The 17,164-nt window shown below is 37.2% G+C and carries 21 protein-coding genes; 20 read left to right on the top strand and 1 reads right to left on the bottom strand.

All coding sequences use genetic code 11. The annotated features are described in order from the left end of the window. Positions 1-43: 43 nt before the first annotated feature. On the bottom strand, positions 44-460 hold the full coding sequence (locus ACJRPK_RS03890) for an HYC_CC_PP family protein (protein WP_407138514.1): 417 nt from the start codon (positions 458-460) through the stop codon (positions 44-46). A 246-nt stretch (positions 461-706) separates the two neighbouring features. Here ACJRPK_RS03890 and ACJRPK_RS03895 point away from each other — a divergent pair, with 246 nt between their 5' ends. The 20 genes from ACJRPK_RS03895 (at position 707) to ACJRPK_RS03990 (ending at position 17,162) form a co-directional block, all read left to right on the top strand. Next, the gene (locus ACJRPK_RS03895) at positions 707-2,938 is read left to right on the top strand and encodes a TonB-dependent receptor family protein (protein ID WP_407138515.1); all 2,232 of its coding nucleotides are present in this window, start codon (positions 707-709) and stop codon (positions 2,936-2,938) included. A gap of 83 nt (positions 2,939-3,021) precedes the next feature. Beyond that, positions 3,022-3,720, top strand: a complete 699-nt coding sequence (gene rpiA / locus ACJRPK_RS03900; RefSeq protein ID WP_407138516.1) for a ribose 5-phosphate isomerase A — start codon at positions 3,022-3,024, stop codon at positions 3,718-3,720. Between the two features lie 292 nt (positions 3,721-4,012). Continuing rightward, positions 4,013-4,435 (top strand): HYC_CC_PP family protein, encoded by a 423-nt coding sequence (locus ACJRPK_RS03905; protein ID WP_407138517.1) that lies wholly within the window; start codon positions 4,013-4,015, stop codon positions 4,433-4,435. Between the two features lie 176 nt (positions 4,436-4,611). Beyond that, positions 4,612-5,193 carry a helix-turn-helix domain-containing protein gene (locus ACJRPK_RS03910; RefSeq protein WP_407138518.1) on the top strand — a complete coding sequence of 194 codons (582 nt, stop codon included), beginning with the start codon at positions 4,612-4,614 and terminating at the stop codon, positions 5,191-5,193. Between the two features lie 69 nt (positions 5,194-5,262). Further along, positions 5,263-5,430 (top strand): WG repeat-containing protein, encoded by a 168-nt coding sequence (locus ACJRPK_RS03915; protein ID WP_407138519.1) that lies wholly within the window; start codon positions 5,263-5,265, stop codon positions 5,428-5,430. A 10-nt stretch (positions 5,431-5,440) separates the two neighbouring features. After that, positions 5,441-5,869, top strand: a complete 429-nt coding sequence (locus ACJRPK_RS03920) for a WG repeat-containing protein (RefSeq protein ID WP_407138520.1) — start codon at positions 5,441-5,443, stop codon at positions 5,867-5,869. A gap of 216 nt (positions 5,870-6,085) precedes the next feature. Then, a complete protein-coding gene (locus tag ACJRPK_RS03925; protein ID WP_407138521.1) occupies positions 6,086-6,469 on the top strand; it encodes a hypothetical protein in 384 nt (127 codons plus the stop codon). Between the two features lie 308 nt (positions 6,470-6,777). Next, positions 6,778-6,993, top strand: coding sequence for a heavy-metal-associated domain-containing protein (locus ACJRPK_RS03930; RefSeq protein ID WP_099647553.1), 216 nt, complete (start codon positions 6,778-6,780; stop codon positions 6,991-6,993). A gap of 19 nt (positions 6,994-7,012) precedes the next feature. After that, entirely contained in the window at positions 7,013-7,231 is a 219-nt protein-coding gene (locus tag ACJRPK_RS03935) for an SHOCT domain-containing protein (RefSeq protein ID WP_407138522.1), read from the top strand. Positions 7,232-7,248: 17 nt separating this feature from the next. Continuing rightward, positions 7,249-7,524: a DUF5676 family membrane protein gene (locus ACJRPK_RS03940; RefSeq protein WP_407138523.1), complete on the top strand. Its 276-nt coding sequence runs from the start codon at positions 7,249-7,251 to the stop codon at positions 7,522-7,524. A gap of 6 nt (positions 7,525-7,530) precedes the next feature. Then, entirely contained in the window at positions 7,531-8,238 is a 708-nt protein-coding gene (locus tag ACJRPK_RS03945) for a lycopene cyclase domain-containing protein (protein ID WP_407138524.1), read from the top strand. Positions 8,239-8,254: 16 nt separating this feature from the next. Next, positions 8,255-8,713, top strand: a complete 459-nt coding sequence (locus ACJRPK_RS03950; RefSeq protein WP_099647556.1) for a universal stress protein — start codon at positions 8,255-8,257, stop codon at positions 8,711-8,713. A gap of 51 nt (positions 8,714-8,764) precedes the next feature. Further along, positions 8,765-10,150: an NAD(P)/FAD-dependent oxidoreductase gene (locus tag ACJRPK_RS03955; protein WP_407138525.1), complete on the top strand. Its 1,386-nt coding sequence runs from the start codon at positions 8,765-8,767 to the stop codon at positions 10,148-10,150. Positions 10,151-10,152: 2 nt separating this feature from the next. Continuing rightward, positions 10,153-11,484: a Na+/H+ antiporter NhaA gene (gene nhaA, locus ACJRPK_RS03960; RefSeq protein WP_407138526.1), complete on the top strand. Its 1,332-nt coding sequence runs from the start codon at positions 10,153-10,155 to the stop codon at positions 11,482-11,484. Next, entirely contained in the window at positions 11,481-12,494 is a 1,014-nt protein-coding gene (locus tag ACJRPK_RS03965) for a type II glyceraldehyde-3-phosphate dehydrogenase (RefSeq protein ID WP_407138527.1), read from the top strand. Before nhaA ends, ACJRPK_RS03965 begins: the two co-directional genes overlap by 4 nt. Positions 12,495-12,505: 11 nt before the next feature. Beyond that, positions 12,506-13,567 (top strand): class I fructose-bisphosphate aldolase, encoded by a 1,062-nt coding sequence (locus tag ACJRPK_RS03970; protein WP_099647558.1) that lies wholly within the window; start codon positions 12,506-12,508, stop codon positions 13,565-13,567. Positions 13,568-13,578: 11 nt separating this feature from the next. Continuing rightward, positions 13,579-14,937: a dicarboxylate/amino acid:cation symporter gene (locus ACJRPK_RS03975; RefSeq protein WP_099647559.1), complete on the top strand. Its 1,359-nt coding sequence runs from the start codon at positions 13,579-13,581 to the stop codon at positions 14,935-14,937. Further along, positions 14,934-15,854, top strand: a complete 921-nt coding sequence (locus ACJRPK_RS03980) for an alpha/beta fold hydrolase (protein ID WP_407138528.1) — start codon at positions 14,934-14,936, stop codon at positions 15,852-15,854. Before ACJRPK_RS03975 ends, ACJRPK_RS03980 begins: the two co-directional genes overlap by 4 nt. After that, positions 15,841-16,815 (top strand): ATP-dependent 6-phosphofructokinase, encoded by a 975-nt coding sequence (locus tag ACJRPK_RS03985; RefSeq protein WP_407138529.1) that lies wholly within the window; start codon positions 15,841-15,843, stop codon positions 16,813-16,815. The genes ACJRPK_RS03980 and ACJRPK_RS03985 overlap by 14 nt, the downstream gene beginning before the upstream one ends. After that, positions 16,812-17,162, top strand: coding sequence for a phosphomannose isomerase type II C-terminal cupin domain (locus ACJRPK_RS03990; RefSeq protein ID WP_087524298.1), 351 nt, complete (start codon positions 16,812-16,814; stop codon positions 17,160-17,162). The genes ACJRPK_RS03985 and ACJRPK_RS03990 overlap by 4 nt, the downstream gene beginning before the upstream one ends. The last annotated feature ends 2 nt before the right edge of the window (positions 17,163-17,164 follow it).

The raw sequence follows: 17,164 nt of genomic DNA on the forward strand, positions 1-17,164 counted from the left end.
CCAAACAAATTAATGTTGGACTTAAGAAGCAATTACTTAAAAATCAAATAAGGAAAGTTTGGTCTAAAACTTGAACGTCCCTGACCAAGGGGGGCGGAATATAATTTTTTTCCCACCCATTATCAACTTCTTCGGACTCGAAGAGTTGAACATAACTAGAAACGAAAATTGCGACAAAGCGTTTTTGTTCTTTTTCTAATTTATTGAATGAAGTTTTGAGTGTATCCTGCCCTTCTACCAGTTTTTGTTCGTCTGTACAGCAAGATTTATCTGAAATATCACAATCGGTCTTAGATACTGCTTTTTTAACTTGCATTCCACAGGTTTTAGCTTGACCGAAAACTGATGAATCTACCAATGTATCACCACAATAGTGACTCGCAACCGTAAAAGAAAAGGTTGAGGACAGCACCAAAAGAGCCATCACAAAAGATACTATTTTTTTTACAAAATTTTTCATCAATGCTACAAAAGTATAAATTTTTTGCCAAAGCTTATCTAATTAACAAATATTTTGGATTCATTTCATTAAAAATTTAAAAAGATTTATTAAAAATCTACACTTTTATATGTATGATTTTTCGTTGTATCTCAATCATAAATGATTTAAAAAATATTATTAAGAATTATTCTAAATAACTTGGAAGATACAAAAGAGGATATTACATTTGCGTTCTATTTATAATCATTCTAAATAAAATTTCAAATGAAAATTATACCCTTAACAGCAATTGCTTTGCTATTTTATATTTCGGGATTGGCACAGACGAACACACAAAAAAAAGATTCAACTACGCAACAAACCGAGCGACTTAAGGAAGTCGTCGTTACGGGAAATGTATTATTGGGTAGTAAATTTGAGGCACGGAACAAAACGGGTTCTGCAACTTATATCTCAAATGAAGACTTAAAAAAATTCTCTTATACCAATATCAATAGAGTTTTGCAGACTGTTCCAGGGATCAACATCTACGAAGAAGATGGATTTGGATTACGCCCAAATATTAGTCTACGGGGTACTTCGCCCGAACGTAGCGCCAAAATTAATTTAATGGAAGATGGTGTGTTGATTGCGCCTGCCCCTTACAGTGCACCAGCTGCCTACTATTTTCCTACTATTGGCAGAATGGAAGCCATAGAGGTGTTAAAAGGAAGCAGCCAAATACAGTACGGCCCCAACACCACGGGTGGTGCCATAAATATGATATCCTCTCGTATACCGGAAAGATTTTCTGGGAAAGCGTCGATTGCTGCCGGAAACTATGATTCACGAAACACCCAATTGGTATTGGGCAATAGCTTTAAGAATTTTGGGTTTGTGACGGATTATTTCAACTACAGTTCCGATGGTTTTAAGGATTTAGACGGTGGTGGTAACACGGGTTTCGACAAGACAGATTATTTGGCCAAATTCAGAATAAATACAAATTTGGATGCCAAAATCTATCAGTCGCTACTATTTAAAATCCAATATTCAGAAGAAGTGGCCAACGAGACCTATTTGGGACTGACAGACGCAGATTTTGAGGAAAACCCTTTTAGAAGATACAGAGCTTCTTCAGAAGATGTAATGAACGCCGAACACAAACAGTACCAGCTTTCCCATTTTATCCGTTTGTCACCATCACTTGATATAAGGACCACAGGCTATCTCAATAGATTTAAACGGAATTGGTATAAATTAGATGATGTAAATTTGGGCGAACGTGTGAGTATTAACAAAATTTTGTCTTCACCAGAAAATTTTCCTTCTGAATATCAAACACTCTTGGGCAACGATGATACCCAACCGGATGCTTTGGGTATAAAGGCAAACAATAGGGTCTATACCTCAAACGGAATTCAATCTGTTGCTACGCTAAAATGGGGTAACCAATGGATACAGCGTTTAGAAGCAGGAATACGCTACCACGAAGATGACGAGGACAGGTTTCAATGGGTGGATAGATATGCGTTTCAAAACCAAGAATTAATACGGACTACCGTTGGCGAAAAAGGAACAGATGCTAACCGTATAAGCAGTGCCAAAGCACTGGCAGCACATTTACTGTACACGGTAAAAATTGAAAATTTGACCTTGACCCCAGGGTTGCGCTATGAAAACATCACTTTGACCCGGACAGATTATGGGACTGACGACCCTTCACGAACTGGTCAAGACCTATCGATTAGAGAAAACGAAGTAGATGTCTGGATTCCTGGAATTGGGGCTAATTATAGATTCAGTAATGACCTTTCAATATTTGGTGGTGTTCATAAAGGCTTTTCACCGCCAAGTAATACCCCAGGGCAAAATCCTGAAGAAAGTATTAATTATGAATTGGGTTCCCGATTTAGCTTTAAAGGTTTCAACGGCGAAGTCGTAGGCTTTTACAATGACTACCAAAACCTACTTGGAAGTGATTTGGCCGCTACTGGTGGTACAGGAAGCCTTGACCAATTTAACGCTGGCGAAGTTCGTGTAAGCGGTATCGAGTTTTTGCTTAATTACAACCTGTTGTATAAACAAAGCAGTAGATTTAAGCTGCCCTTATCCATCTCATACACCCTTACCGATACTGAATTTTTAACCAGTTTTGACAGTAATGAGGACATTTACGGCATAGTCACCGAAGGCGATGAGATACCTTATATTGCAAGAAATCAATTCAACGCGTCATTAGGGTTGCAGCACAGAAAGTTTGATGTAAATGTAAATTCAAGATACACAAGTGCTTTCAGAACAAAAGCAGGTTCTGGACCAATTCCGGAAAACTTTAAAGTAGATTCAAATTTTATAGTGGACTTGTCTGCCCATTACTTTATTGATGACAACTTTACCTTGTCATCTAATATTATAAATCTTTTTAATACAACCTACGCAGTATCGAGGGTTCCGGCAGGATTACGTCCTGGGCATCCATTTGGGGTTAATTTTGCCGTGGCGTATGGATTTTAGAGAAATGACAAAGCCATATGATTACAGATTATGAGCTTATATTATAAAATTACTAATTTTATAATAATCAAAACTTTATCAAAATGATATGGAAAAACAATATAAGTGATAATTTCATTTGGGGGCAAGACATATCAAATCGTGAACAAAAAGAGATCGTTGCCCAAAAAATCGCAAAATTGGTTCACGATAATCAAACCATTGGTATAGGATCGGGTTCTACCGTTTTTTTAGCCCTGAAGCATATTGCTCAAAAAGTAAAAGAAAAAGAATTGACAATAAAGGTTATTCCCACTTCCTATGAGATAGAATTAGCCTGTATCTCTTTAGGATTAACAATAACAACACTTCAACAGGAGAGACCAGATTGGTATTTTGATGGCGCCGATGAAGTTGACCCACATAACAATTTAATAAAAGGGCGAGGTGGTGCTATGTTCAGGGAAAAACTGTTGTTGAAGTCGAGCAATAAAAATTATATTGTTGTAGACAAAACAAAGATGGTCGCCCATTTAGGCGAAAAGTTTAAAGTGCCCATAGAAGTAATCCCAGAAGCTATTAATTATGTGCACCATTCATTAAGTAAAATGGATATCATAACAATCGATTTAAGGATGGCTACAAAAAAAGACGGCCCTGTAATAACAGAAAATGGGAATTTTATCTTAGATGTAAAATTTAAGAAAATAAAAAGCACATATGAAGAAAATATAAAGAATATCGTTGGAGTCGTTGCGTCTGGATTATTCCAAAATTATAACATTTCAATTATTAGACCGTAAACAAATTCAAGTCTTCTTAAAATACTTTAAAACCTAAAACATTTCGTTTTCATACTGCACCAAAGCTAAACTGTTTTAAGGATATAAAAGGTTGGGATGGGTTTTGTTATAATAAATTTCCTTTTCAATCACGTATTTTTATTAAAAGATGACTTTTGTCATCTTTTAATAAAATCAACTAGTTTACATTTGAACCATTAAACTAATACTTGCTTTACAACAATACAGTTTTAAAAACTAATTTTTTAACATATTTTTAAAGAATGTGATATAAAATCATTAATTTTATTACGTGAAATCTTTTTTTACCAAAATAGTATCTTTCTTTTTAGCCGCTACTATATTCTTTAGTACGGCTTCGTTTGCAGTAGATATGCACTTTTGCTGTAATAAATTAGTGGATATGACTTTTTTTGGCAAGGCAGAATCTTGTTCTGATATTGCTCTAAAAGAAGATAATAATTCTAGGCAATGTACTTCCATACAAGAAAAAGACTGTTGTAGTAATAAAACGATTGTTAAAACAGCGGATGAATCTATAAAAAAAGCTCAAACTCATAATGAGTTTGAAAACATTGTTTTTTTAAATACTTTCTTTTATACATACCTCAATCTATTTGAAGGATTAGAAACAAACGTTATTCCTTTCGAGCAATACAGGCCGCCCTTGTTGTACAGGGATATTCTAGTACTTCACGAGACCTTCCTAATTTGATTTTTCTACATCGCAGATAACACTAAGTAATCTGCATTACCTCTATAGCCATAGTTTCACTTTTGGTTAACATTTGTTGTACCCAATTCTCAACAGCATCATACACCATTAACAATGTTAGGTCTTGACCTTTCAAACCATTGAGTTAAAAACTCGATGACAACACACTAAATACAATGAGCAAATCAAAAGAATTTTGGATCAAAAATATGGTCTGTAACCGCTGCTTAAAAGTTATTAATCAAGAACTACAGGAATTGGGAGTAACTGTGCTTTCATTAGAGTTGGGTAGACTATTGGTGGAAGCACCAAAAAAAACCAAGAATGAAATTATCGATGCGGTAACAACCGTACTTCACGCCAATGATTTTGAAATCGTACACAGTGAAGAAGAAATGCTCGTAGAGAGAATGAAGATTATCCTAATAGAACAATTGCAGGAGTTACCATTGCATATTAAGGTAAAAACATCTGAATTATTGGCGTCGGCACTGCATCGTGATTATAAAACACTTAGTAAACTATTTTCATCTAAAGAAAAAACAACGGTTGAAAAGTACTTTATCAAATTAAAGATAGAAAAGGCCAAAGAACTTATACAACTTAAACAACATACCTTTTCTGACATTGGCTATCTGCTGGATTATAGCAGCGTTAACCACTTGTCCAGGCAGTTTAAAGAAGTTGTGGGAATGAGTATGACCGACTATAAGAACACAGGAAATTGGAAACGGAATTTCTATGATGAAATTATATAGAAAACAGCGAAAGTTATGCAGATGAACCCATATGGCAGTCTTTAATTTTATCCAAACAAATCAAACAAAATGAGTAAACTATTCATCACATTCGTATTAATTCCTTTTTTGGGAATGGCACAAACAATTGAGAATATAGACTATATCTCACCTTTCCATAACGAGGTTGCGGCTATCAAAAAAGGTAGCCAATGGGCATTTATCAATAATGAAGGTAAAATCGTCGTAGATTTTTAGAAGCGACCTGGTGCCGACCAAGACAAACAATGATAGCTATCCCATATTCAGCAATGATAAATGTCTAATTGCCCATCAAAAAAATGACATATTGTATTATGGATATATTGATAAATCCGGAAAAACAGTCATTACACCACAGTTCCTAAATGCCACCAATTTTAAAGAAGGAAAAGCATTAGCGCTAAAGGTGCACAGAGAAACTATAGGTTATAACGACATTTTCAAGAAAGACGTAGTAAGCTACCATTATTTTGAAGTGGCAATAGATAGTAATGGAACTACATTAGAACATCTAACCCAACTAGCCTTGCACGTTTCGCCCCAAAACAGAAATGACAACAGCCCACCGCAAATAACATCAAAACTAATCTCTAAAAATTTGATTGCGGTAAAAGGTGATGACGCTAAATGGCGTATTAAAAAAATTGAACAATAAAGTCAAAACTATGATATCAAAAAAGATTAAAGCTCAGCCCTGTTAATAGCTGATAACCCATTCCCTCTCTATAACCCAATTAGCTATTGGGAATGGGGTTACAAACAATGTCTAACTAAAATAATTTTAAAAATGAAAACACTATTTATCGGTTTAATGGCAATTGGCTTTTTAAGCCTATACAGTTGCCAACAAGAAAAAGACCCTAAGGCTCTAATGGAAAACCCTGAGAAGCGTACAGCGATTTATAATGCCATTGTTGAAAACGATGATTATACCAACGAATTTATGGAAAGTATGCACGGCAATAAGCATACAATGGAAATGATGCGAGGCAATGAAAAAATGATGGGTGCTATGATGAATGGGCAAGGAATGCAAATGATGATGAAGGACAGTATGATGATGCATTCTATGATGGACGGGATGATGAAAGACGGGAAAATGATGGGAAAAATGATGAAAATGATGCACGAAAAAGGGATGATGAGCGAGGATTGTATGGAATCCTGTAAAAATATGATGGGCGAAAAAGGAATGGATATGCAAGGAATGAATATGGATAGCTCAATTAAAGAAGACCATACCGACCATCATTAATGTTTAACCTTTAAAAACATAAAACAATGAAAAAAAATCACTGGATATGGATGGTCATAGGCTGTGGATTACCGCTTCTGTTCATTTTTTTAGCCCCTTCTTTTGGCATAGGTGGAGGCTCGTCCCTTTTCATCTTTATACTATTTATGTTCGCCATTCACCTATTTATGCCCCACGGATCTCACGGCCACAGAGGGCACAATCATACTAATAGAAGTAATAATGGTCAAGACCATAATAAAAAAAACCTTGATGGTGATTCAGCAGAAAAACGAAATGAACATCAACATCATTAAAAATCAAACACAATGAAACAAAAATTTCAAATCAACGGAATCAGTTGTGGCGGATGTGTAGCAAGAGTAAAGAAGACTCTGGAGGAACACCCCAACATCGAAAAAGCAGAGATTTTTCTGGCACCAAAAGGGGCTGCAATTATCACTATGAACGAGATGCTTGCTGTTTCAGAAATACAAGAACAACTGAGCAAACTCAACGGATATACAATTACAGAGATAAACTAACAATTAAAAATTTACAACTATGCATTTATACGACGGACACTTTGGAGGAATGCACCTAATATGGTGGATAATATGGATTATTTTCTTGGCTTGGATATTTTTCATTCCAACAGATATCCCATATCAAAAAAACAAGCAAGAAAACCCTCTGGATATTCTAAAACAACGCTTTGCAAAAGGTGAAATATCCAAGGAAGAATTTGAAGAATCTAAAAAGATTTTAAAGTCAGATAACTAACCTTAAATCATAAAATTATGTATCGATTAAACGTAAAAAAACTTGGTTTCGCTTTCGGTCTTACCGGTGCGTTAATCTATTTGGGCTGTATGATTGTGATGTCAACCGCAGGTAGGGAAGCCACAATCGACTTTTTTAACAGCCTGCTGCACGGTTTGGACACCACAAGCATTATAAGGATGAATGTTCCCCTATGGGAAGCAGGTTTGGGTATAGTACAAACCTTTATACTTGGGTGGCTTATTGGCGCCTGTATTGCTGCTTTTTATAACGCACAAATTAAAAAACAGTAAGCATCTATGCAATACGTCTGGTTTATATGGTCACTAATTATTTTGGCACTTTGGGCAGTATTCTATCTCTTCAAAAAAGATTCGAGAAAAGAAATGCTCAAAATGAGCCTGATTACAATGCCTTTTGGTCTTACAGAACCCTTGTTTGTACCTGACTATTGGCTGCCGCCATCATTATTCAATTTAGCTGAAAAAACTGGTTTTGATATTGAAAGTTTGATTTTCTCATTTGCTATAGGTGGAATTGGCACGGTGCTCTATAACCTTATTTTTAAAAGAGGATTTGCCGAAATATCTTATAGTGAACGAAAGCATAGCAAGCATCGGTTGCATATTTACATACTTTTTATACCAGTATTCGTCTTCATCATTCTGGCACTTTTCACCTCGATAAATCATATTTATTGTGGCATCATCGCTTTGTTCATCGGTGGATTGGCGACACTGTACTGTCGCCCAGATTTAAAAAGAAAGGTATGGGTTGGGGGCATCTTGTTTACCATACTGTATTTCATATACTTTGGAAGCATCCTTCCGTTCTATCCCCAATACGTGGAGCTATACTGGAATCTTGACAACCTGACTCATATTCTAATCCTAGGAATCCCTATTGAAGAATTGCTTTTTGCCTTCACATTTGGGATGTACTGGTCTGGGTTATACGAACACCTGTATTGGAGAAAGCTTATACACTTAAATAAAGCCTATAATTAATAAAACCACATAGATTATGAAAATAATATTAGCGATAGATAGCTCTGATTTTAGCAAAGTAGCTATTAAGGAACTTACAAAAATGCCTTTACCAAATGGTAGTGAAGTCTGCATCATAAACGTTTATGAGCATCCCGCAATGGCAACCCCAGAGCTAATGGCAACCGCAGGTACTCTTGACAACTATTTTCACGAGTTTGTTGCCAATGCCGAAAAATCAGGAAAAAGGATTGTTTCCGCTGCAGCTGAAGAATTAAAGAAAAGTAATAGCACTATAACAATTACAACCAGTGTTGTTAGCGGTCTGCCCAAAAAAGAAATTTTGGAAAAGGCAGAATCTTTTGAGGCTGATTTAATTGTAGTGGGTTCACAAGGACAGGGCGCATTTTCACGCTTTTTATTGGGCTCAGTTTCTCAATACTTAGCAACCCACGCCAAATGCTCGGTCCTAATCGCTAAAGAAAAAGATAGCTAATAAAGCATAAGTGAACCTTGTGCTTTCAAACAAAAAATCAATACTGTGAATATGACGGCTAACCACACAAAAAACCATAAAAATGAAACGGCTTGTAAAGTAACGGATGAAATCTGTCTTCCAGATACTAATTTACCCCGTGTGGTTATTATAGGTGGCGGGTTTGCAGGTTTGGCATTGGTTGAAAAACTCAAACACAAAGAGGTACAGGTGGTATTGTTCGACAAAAACAACTTCCACCAGTTTCAGCCATTATTTTATCAGGTGGCAACGAGTGCTTTGGAGCCTGACAGTATTGTATTTCCATTCAGAAAACAAATCAATGGATATAAAAATGTACTGTTTCGTTTGGCTGAAGTGGAAGAAATCCAACCTTCTACAAACACCATTATAACCAATAAGGGAAGCGTTCACTACGACTATCTCGTGCTGGCAACGGGAACAACTACCAATTTTTTTGGTATGGACAATGTCGAGTCCCATAGCCTTGGGATGAAAGACATTCGCGATTCCCTAAATATTCGCCATATGATGCTGCAAAATTTGGAACAAGCTGCAATCACTTGTGATGATAAAGAACAGGATGCGCTGACCAATTTCGTCATCGTAGGTGGTGGACCCGCTGGCGTAGAAATGGCAGGGGCCTTGGCAGAATTTTGTAAATACATCCTACCGAAAGATTACCCGGAATATCCTTCTTCCATAATGAATATTTATTTGATAGAAGCCCTTGATGAGTTGCTGAACACAATGTCAGACAAGGCATCTTCAAAAACCCTGAAATATTTGAAAGACTTGGATGTAAGGGTACTATTCAATGAATCGGTAAGCGATTACGATGGCTCAATAGTAACAACCAAAAGTGGGAAAACCATTTTAGCCAAAAACTTAATCTGGACGGCGGGTGTTAAAGGACAGTTCCCAAAAGGTATTGATAATAAACACGTGGTAAAGGGCAACCGCTTAAAAACAGACTCATATTTAATGGTAGAAGGTTACAAAAACATTTTTGCCATAGGTGATATAGCGGCTATAATAACAGAAGAAACGCCAAAAGGACATCCACAGGTTGCGCAAACAGCGATTCAGCAAGGCAAATGGTTGGGCAACTCACTATTAAAAATCATTACGAACGAGGCACCTAAACCTTTTGAATATAAAGACAAAGGCTCTTTGGCCACCGTAGGAAAACGCAAGGCAGTAGCAGATTTGGGCAACTTCAAATTTGCAGGTTATTTCGCTTGGTTACTATGGTCAGTTGTGCACTTATTATCCATAAGCGGATTTAGAAATAGATTGATGGTTGGTTTTAATTGGGCGGTAAGCTATTTCACTTACGAAAAGAGCAACCGCCTGATTATTAGAAATTTTAAACCGAAAAATTCACAAACAACGCCAAAAAAGGAAAATAAAGAGGAAGTCAAAAACGTGAATTAGTAATGTTGAAGAAGAAAACATATAGCGGAATACAGAGTGTATTCAGCGCCACTTCAAAAGGCCTGAATAACACAGGTATTGTGCTTCTCATTACGGTTATCGTAGCAATGGTATGGGCCAATTCACCCTGGCAAGAAATATATCGTAGCTTAATGAGAATGGACATCTCCTTTACAATAGGTGGTTTTGAAATTACTGAACCCCTTCTGCTTTGGATTAATGATGGCTTAATGGCATTTTTCTTCCTTCAGGTTGGCTTGGAACTAAAACGTGAAATATTGGGCGGGAAACTATCGACTCCTCAAAATGCCATACTTCCTATCGGTGCTGCCATAGGAGGTATGGTTTTTCCTGCCTTATTATATTTTCTCTTTAATACCGCTGGTGAAGCTTCTCAAGGTTGGGGAATTCCTATGGCGACAGACATCGCTTTTTCACTTGGTGTATTAGCACTTTTTGGAAAAGGCTTGCCTATAGCTCTGCGAGTATTTTTGGTAACACTTGCCGTTGTGGATGATTTAGGCGGTGTATTGGTAATTGCACTGTTTTACACCTCCGGTATTTCTACTATGGATTTATTTCACGGCTTACTCTTCTTTGCTCTTTTAATCATAGGCAATTATGCAGGCATTAGGAAAACGTGGTTTTATGCCATTATAGGAATAGGGGGCGTGTGGCTGGCTTTCTTCTTTTCAGGCATTCACCCTACCATAGCCGGAATCCTTACAGCTATTGCGATTCCGGGAAGAGTAAAGATTAAAGAAGATACTTTTCTGAAGCGTTTGAGCAATCTACACGCACGTTTTATAAAAATAAAGCCTGTAAAAGGAACACTTATTTCCAACGAACAACTTGAAGTATTGGAAGAAATCAAAAAAACAAGTTCAGAAGCCGAAACTCCTCTCCAAAAGTTAGAAAAATCGCTAAGCCCTATCGTAAATTTTATGGTACTACCACTTTTTGCACTTGCAAATGCAGGTATTCATCTACACGGAGAGGTAGGTAGAGTATTACTCAACCCCGTTAGCCTAGGAATAGGAGCAGGCTTGGTGCTTGGAAAATTTGTGGGCATTGTTTCCTTTACGAGAATACTTGTTGCTTTTAAACTTGCCAAACTACCAGATAGGGTTAATTGGAATCAAATATACGGAATAGCCTTTTTAGGAGGAATCGGGTTTACAATGTCATTATTCATCAATGAATTAGCATTTACAAATGAAGAATTTATTTATACCGCAAAGGTTAGCATCCTATTTGCCTCTTTAATCGCTGGTACAATAGGTTCGATTATACTTTTTAAAAACACTGAAAAACTAAAAATAAAAAAAATATGAAAAACATTGCAGTTATAGGATACGGAGTCATTGGAAAAAGGGTGGCCGAGGCCATTAATCTACAAGACGATATGGAGCTTTCCGGAGTCTGTGATATCATAAGCGATTGGCGCATTCAAAACGCCGTAAGAAAAGAGTACGATATCTACGCAGCAACTCAAGAAACAGAAGACAAAATGAAATCTGAAGGTATTTCAGTAAAAGGAAATATGCAGGATCTTCTAAAGAAATCAGACCTCGTCGTGGATTGTACCCCTAAAAAGATTGCGGCTCAAAATGTCGCAATTTATAAAGAACAAAACATCAAATTTATTTTACACGGTGGCGAAAAACACGAAACCACAGGGCATTCCTTTAGTGCGGAAAATAATTATGAATCGGCGTTAAATAAGGATGCGACCAGAGTAGTCTCTTGCAATACAACCTCTATACTAAGAACGTTAACCGCATTAAAAAGAGCTGACTTATTGGATTACGCCAGGGGGACACTTTTAAGAAGAGCTACTGACCCTTGGGAAAGCCATTTAGGTGGTATTATGAATACTATGGTGCCGGAAAAAGACATCCCAAGTCACCAAGGTCCGGATGCCAAAAGCGTTGACCCAGATTTGGATGTCATCACTGCCGCAGTAAAGGTACCCCAAACCTTAAGCCATATGCACTACTGGAACGTGAAGTTAAAAAAACAAGCCTCTAAAAAAGAAGTGCTAAATGCATTTAAAACGTCAAGCCGTATTAAATTGATTCGATATGACCAAGGGTTGGTGTCCAACAACACCATTAAGGAAATGTTTTTGGATATGGGAAGACCTTGGGGCGATATGTATGAGGTTGCTCTTTGGGAAGATATGTTAAAGGTACAAGGTGATGAACTCTTTTATGCCTACGTGGTCGATAACCAAGCTATTGTTATCCCTGAAACAATTGATGCCATTAGAGCATTAACTGGAATTGAAACAGACGGAGCAAAATCCATCGCCAAAACAAATGAAAGTTTAGGAATTTATTAATCATTAATAAAATGAAAACAGACATAAATATTACCGAACTATTGGGGGAAAAAGCAGACTTCTACTTAGAACACGTCTGTGAAAAAATAACCAAGGATGAACTGCAAACCCCAAGTAGAACAAGCCTAGATAAGGTTTTTGCTCAAAGTAACAGAAATCCGCAGGTTTTGCGAAGTCTTTCACAGTTATACGGTCACGGAAATCTGTCAGGAACTGGATATTTAAGCATCCTGCCTGTTGACCAAGGCATTGAGCATAGTGCCGCTTTTTCATTCTATAAAAACCCAGACTATTTTGACCCAGAGAATATCATAAAATTGGCGTTGGAAGCAGGTTGCAATGGAGTAGCTTCCACCTTTGGTGTTTTGGGATTGAATGCTCGTAAATATGCCCATAAAATTCCCTTTATCGTTAAGATTAACCACAATGAACTGCTTACCTATCCCAATAAATATGACCAAACTCTCTTTGGCAAGGTTAAAGCGGCTTGGGATATGGGAGCTGTTGCCGTTGGCGCTACCATCTATTTTGGTTCAGCGGAAAGTAACAGACAGCTTAAAGAAATAGCAGAGGCTTTTGAAGAAGCACGTAATTTGGGGATGGCAACCATCTTGTGGTGCTATACTCGAAACGAATCTTTTAAAACCGAAAAAGACGATTATCACGCCGCTGCCGATGTAACCGGGCAGGCAAATCATTTGGGTGTTACCATTCAGGCAGATATTATTAAGCAAAAACTTCCAACCAACAATTTTGGTTTTAAGAATATCAATTTCGGTAAATATGATGATGAAATGTATGAAACGCTCGCTACAGAACACCCTATTGATTTATGCAGATTACAAGTAGCAAATTGCTATATGGGAAAAATAGGGTTGATTAATTCCGGTGGTGGTTCTAAAGGGGAATCAGATTTAGTGGAAGCAATAACTACAGCTGTAATCAATAAAAGAGCTGGTGGTTCTGGGTTGATTCTGGGAAGAAAGGCATTTCAAAAGCCCTTCGGCGAAGGAGTGAAGGTTCTACAATCCGTTCAGAAAATTTATTTGAATTCTAAAATTAGCATAGCATAACAATAAAAAGAATGTTCGACACAGAGATAAAATCACTTAAATCATTTAATCACTACCTCTCAAAATTGGTAGAAAGTCGTCTATGGCTAAAGGTTATCATCGCCTTGTTTCTAGGGGTTGGGTTCGGTTTGCTTTTAAGTCCTCAAAATGGGTGGATTACTAAAGAAACAGCTGATATCGCAGGAAATTGGCTGGCATTGCCTGGTGTTTTATTTCTAAAGTTGGTGCAGATGATTATGATTCCTTTGATTGTGGCTTCCATTATTACCGGAATCGCAAGTAATGATAAGGACAGTCTAAAAAAATTAGGTGGTGGCGTTCTCTTATATTTTCTAGGTACGACCATAGTTTCGGTAAGTTTGGGTGTTATACTTTCTCAACTTTTTAGACCTGGGCGTTTTTTACATCAGCAGGCTCTAGATGAACATAACGAAATTACAGCTGTCCCAACGGAGAGTCCAGAGCTTTCCTTTGGTCTTGAAACCATCCCAGATGCCATATCAAACTTGCTTCCAGAAAACCCTTTGGCATCTATGGTTAGTGGTGAAATGTTAAGTATCGTGATTTTCACAATCATTATTGGTGTAGCTGTGCTATCGCTTGAGGATTCTTTACTGCGCCCAGTAAAGCTTCTTTTAAGTGCCATTCAGGAAGTCTGTATGACGGTGGTAAAATGGTCAATGCTTCTAGTGCCTATCGCCGTTTTTGGTCTTATGGCGCAGCTTACCTCTAGTGTTGGTTTAAGTTCCTTATCTGGTCTAACATACTATGTTGGAGTGGTGCTTCTGGGCCTTCTGTTATTGGTAATTTTCTACTTGGGACTCATCGTACTTCTCGGAAAGACAAACCCATTGCACTTTCTTAAAAAAATAAGGGATGTTCAATTATTGGCTTTTTCCACCACAAGTTCTGCGGCAGTAATGCCCTTATCATTAAAAACCGCCGAAGAGGAATTGAAAGTGGACAAAACTATTAGCAATTTTATAATTCCTATTGGTGCAACCGTCAATATGGACGGAACGGCACTTTATCAGACTATTACAACACTTTTTATAGCTCAAGCTTACGGTCTGGAAATGAGCTTGCTCAATATTGTAGTGGTCATTGTAACTATTGTCGCTGCTTCCATTGGCACGCCTGCCATACCAGGAGGTGGCGTTGTTATACTCGCTTCTGTTTTGGGAAGTGTTGGCATACCGGCCGAAGGCATCATCATTATAATTGGGGTAGAAAGACTTTTGGGAATGTTCAGGACTGCTGTAAACGTAACTGGTGATTTGACTGCCTGTATGGTATTCAATAGGCTCTATGGTAAAATACCAATTTTGGTTACTGAGAAAACGATTAATACACCAACTTTAAAACAATGACCTTATTACTCATATTCATAGTGTTCATTTTACCTGTAGTAGCTATTGCAGGCTATCAGCATTACAAGATTGGTACGCAACCAGCTTATGATGCCAACGAAACGCTCTTGAATTATGAAATAATAGGTTCTGGAAAAAACAAACTCGTTTTGCTGCACGGTTTAACAGGCTCGTTGAATTATTGGAAACGTGAATTAGAAAGCATAACAAAAACACATTCATTGCTTTTGATAGACCTTCTCGGCTTTGGTGATTCGCCAAAACCAAAAAGTGATTATTCCTTATCGGTGCAACTGCAAGCGTTAGAATTGATTTTAAAAAAAGAAGGGTTCAACGATGGAAAAACAACTATCGCGGGACATTCAATGGGAGCTATAATTTCATTAGCCCTTTTAGAGAAATATGCTCATTGGTTCAAGGCAGGAATTTTTATCGGTATACCTGTTTATAAGGATGCAGATGAATTTAAGAAAGTAATGTCCACACATTCCTTTGTAGATAGGATTTCAACAAGCAAATTCTCAAAATACATCTGTATGATTCATCCCATATTTATGTCACGTGCATTCAAGCCTGATAACCTAACGGATGAAGTTTATGAAGATGCAAAAAAGCATCATTGGATGAGTTATTATTATTCGCTCACAGAAGTCATCTTGAAAACAGATTTATTTGCGATAGCAAGGAAAATTAAGGATAAAGGTATCCTTTTTATTCACGGGGAAAAAGACACTACGGCACCTTTAGAAAATGCCTTAAAATTATCAAGGGAATTTAAAAACGTACACTTTATTACTTCATCGGAAGGAGACCATCAATTCTTTCTGAAAGAGGCAGAATTTGTTTGGAAGGTAATTCAAGATTTTACTATTTCAGAAATAAGATTACAAAAAAAAATATCAAATGAACACGAATAAAATTAAACATATAGGCGTATTTACATCCGGAGGCGACAGTCCTGGGATGAATGCTGCATTGTATGCAATCACAAAATGTGCTGAAGTTAATGAGATTAAAGTAAGCGGTTTTAGAAAAGGATATGAGGGATTAATAGATGGTGATTTAATTCCATTAAAATCGCACAAATTACAAAAGTCAGTACACCAAGGTGGCACTGTCCTAAAAACAGCACGGAGCAAACGATTTCTGGAACTGGAGGGTCGTAAAAAAGCATTACAAACTCTAAAAGTAAACAACATAGATGCTTTAATTGCTATTGGTGGTGATGGTACTTTTAAAGGTCTATTGGCCTTTTCAGAAATATGCGACATCCCATTTATAGGTATTCCGGGAACTATCGACAACGATATTTCCGGTACTGATTACACCCTCGGTTTTGATTCCGCAGTAAACACGGCTATTGAAAATATTGATAAAATAAAGGACACCGCCGAATCACATAACCGCGTATTTATTGTAGAAGTAATGGGAAGGGATTCAGGCTATATAGCTATTCATTCGGGATTAATGGTAGGTGCCGATGCTATATTAATTCCCGAAAGCGCAAAAGACTTTATTTATCTATTAGACAAGGTTAAAAACTACGATAGCGAAGATGCCTTCCTTGTCGTGGTTTCTGAAGGTGATGAAATAGGTGCTGAACTTGTTTCCTCAAAAATAAAGGAAGTCAATCCCGATGTCGATTTACGAATTACAAAACTCGGCCACGTGCAGCGAGGTGGAAATCCTTCAGCTTTAGATAGAATGTTGGGAATTAGACTCGGGGTGGCAAGTGTAAACGCACTTTCACAAGGTATAAAGAACGCAATGGTTGGAATCTTAAATAATCAATTGCAGCTAACCCCTTTTAAAGAGGTGGTCAAACAACATCAGGTAAATACTGAATTATATGAACTTTTAGAACTATTTGGAAAATGAAAACCTATAAAGAAGAAAGACCATGGGGAAACTTTGAACGCTTTACCCATAATGAGATAAGTACCGTAAAAATACTTACGGTCAATCCAAACGAAGAGCTAAGCCTTCAGTATCACCACAACAGAGAAGAATTCTGGAGAGTGCTTGATGGAACAGGGAATTTCGTCATCGGCGACAAAACAACTGTGGGCCAAAAAGGGGATGAATTTTTTATCCCAAAGGAGACCGTACATCAAATAAAAACAGCCAATGCCTCCGTGAGCATACTTGAAATAGCTTTTGGGAATTTTGATGAAAATGATATTGTAAGGCTAAAGGATAAATACAACAGGAAAGACCCAAATTAAAT

The organism is Aquimarina sp. 2-A2 (genome assembly GCF_045505135.1).
Taxonomy (GTDB): Bacteria; Bacteroidota; Bacteroidia; order Flavobacteriales; family Flavobacteriaceae; genus Aquimarina; species Aquimarina intermedia.

Coding starts and splice junctions, on each gene's coding strand:
- ACJRPK_RS03890 (WP_407138514.1), bottom strand. CDS start 460: ATGAAAAATTTTGTAAAAAAAATAGTATCTTTTGTGATGGCTCTTTTG.
- ACJRPK_RS03895 (WP_407138515.1), top strand. CDS start 707: ATGAAAATTATACCCTTAACAGCAATTGCTTTGCTATTTTATATTTCG.
- rpiA (WP_407138516.1), top strand. CDS start 3,022: ATGATATGGAAAAACAATATAAGTGATAATTTCATTTGGGGGCAAGAC.
- ACJRPK_RS03910 (WP_407138518.1), top strand. CDS start 4,612: ATGAGCAAATCAAAAGAATTTTGGATCAAAAATATGGTCTGTAACCGC.
- ACJRPK_RS03915 (WP_407138519.1), top strand. CDS start 5,263: ATGAGTAAACTATTCATCACATTCGTATTAATTCCTTTTTTGGGAATG.
- ACJRPK_RS03925 (WP_407138521.1), top strand. CDS start 6,086: ATGGAAAACCCTGAGAAGCGTACAGCGATTTATAATGCCATTGTTGAA.
- ACJRPK_RS03930 (WP_099647553.1), top strand. CDS start 6,778: ATGAAACAAAAATTTCAAATCAACGGAATCAGTTGTGGCGGATGTGTA.
- ACJRPK_RS03935 (WP_407138522.1), top strand. CDS start 7,013: ATGCATTTATACGACGGACACTTTGGAGGAATGCACCTAATATGGTGG.
- ACJRPK_RS03940 (WP_407138523.1), top strand. CDS start 7,249: ATGTATCGATTAAACGTAAAAAAACTTGGTTTCGCTTTCGGTCTTACC.
- ACJRPK_RS03945 (WP_407138524.1), top strand. CDS start 7,531: ATGCAATACGTCTGGTTTATATGGTCACTAATTATTTTGGCACTTTGG.
- ACJRPK_RS03950 (WP_099647556.1), top strand. CDS start 8,255: ATGAAAATAATATTAGCGATAGATAGCTCTGATTTTAGCAAAGTAGCT.
- ACJRPK_RS03955 (WP_407138525.1), top strand. CDS start 8,765: ATGACGGCTAACCACACAAAAAACCATAAAAATGAAACGGCTTGTAAA.
- nhaA (WP_407138526.1), top strand. CDS start 10,153: ATGTTGAAGAAGAAAACATATAGCGGAATACAGAGTGTATTCAGCGCC.
- ACJRPK_RS03965 (WP_407138527.1), top strand. CDS start 11,481: ATGAAAAACATTGCAGTTATAGGATACGGAGTCATTGGAAAAAGGGTG.
- ACJRPK_RS03970 (WP_099647558.1), top strand. CDS start 12,506: ATGAAAACAGACATAAATATTACCGAACTATTGGGGGAAAAAGCAGAC.
- ACJRPK_RS03975 (WP_099647559.1), top strand. CDS start 13,579: ATGTTCGACACAGAGATAAAATCACTTAAATCATTTAATCACTACCTC.
- ACJRPK_RS03980 (WP_407138528.1), top strand. CDS start 14,934: ATGACCTTATTACTCATATTCATAGTGTTCATTTTACCTGTAGTAGCT.
- ACJRPK_RS03985 (WP_407138529.1), top strand. CDS start 15,841: ATGAACACGAATAAAATTAAACATATAGGCGTATTTACATCCGGAGGC.
- ACJRPK_RS03990 (WP_087524298.1), top strand. CDS start 16,812: ATGAAAACCTATAAAGAAGAAAGACCATGGGGAAACTTTGAACGCTTT.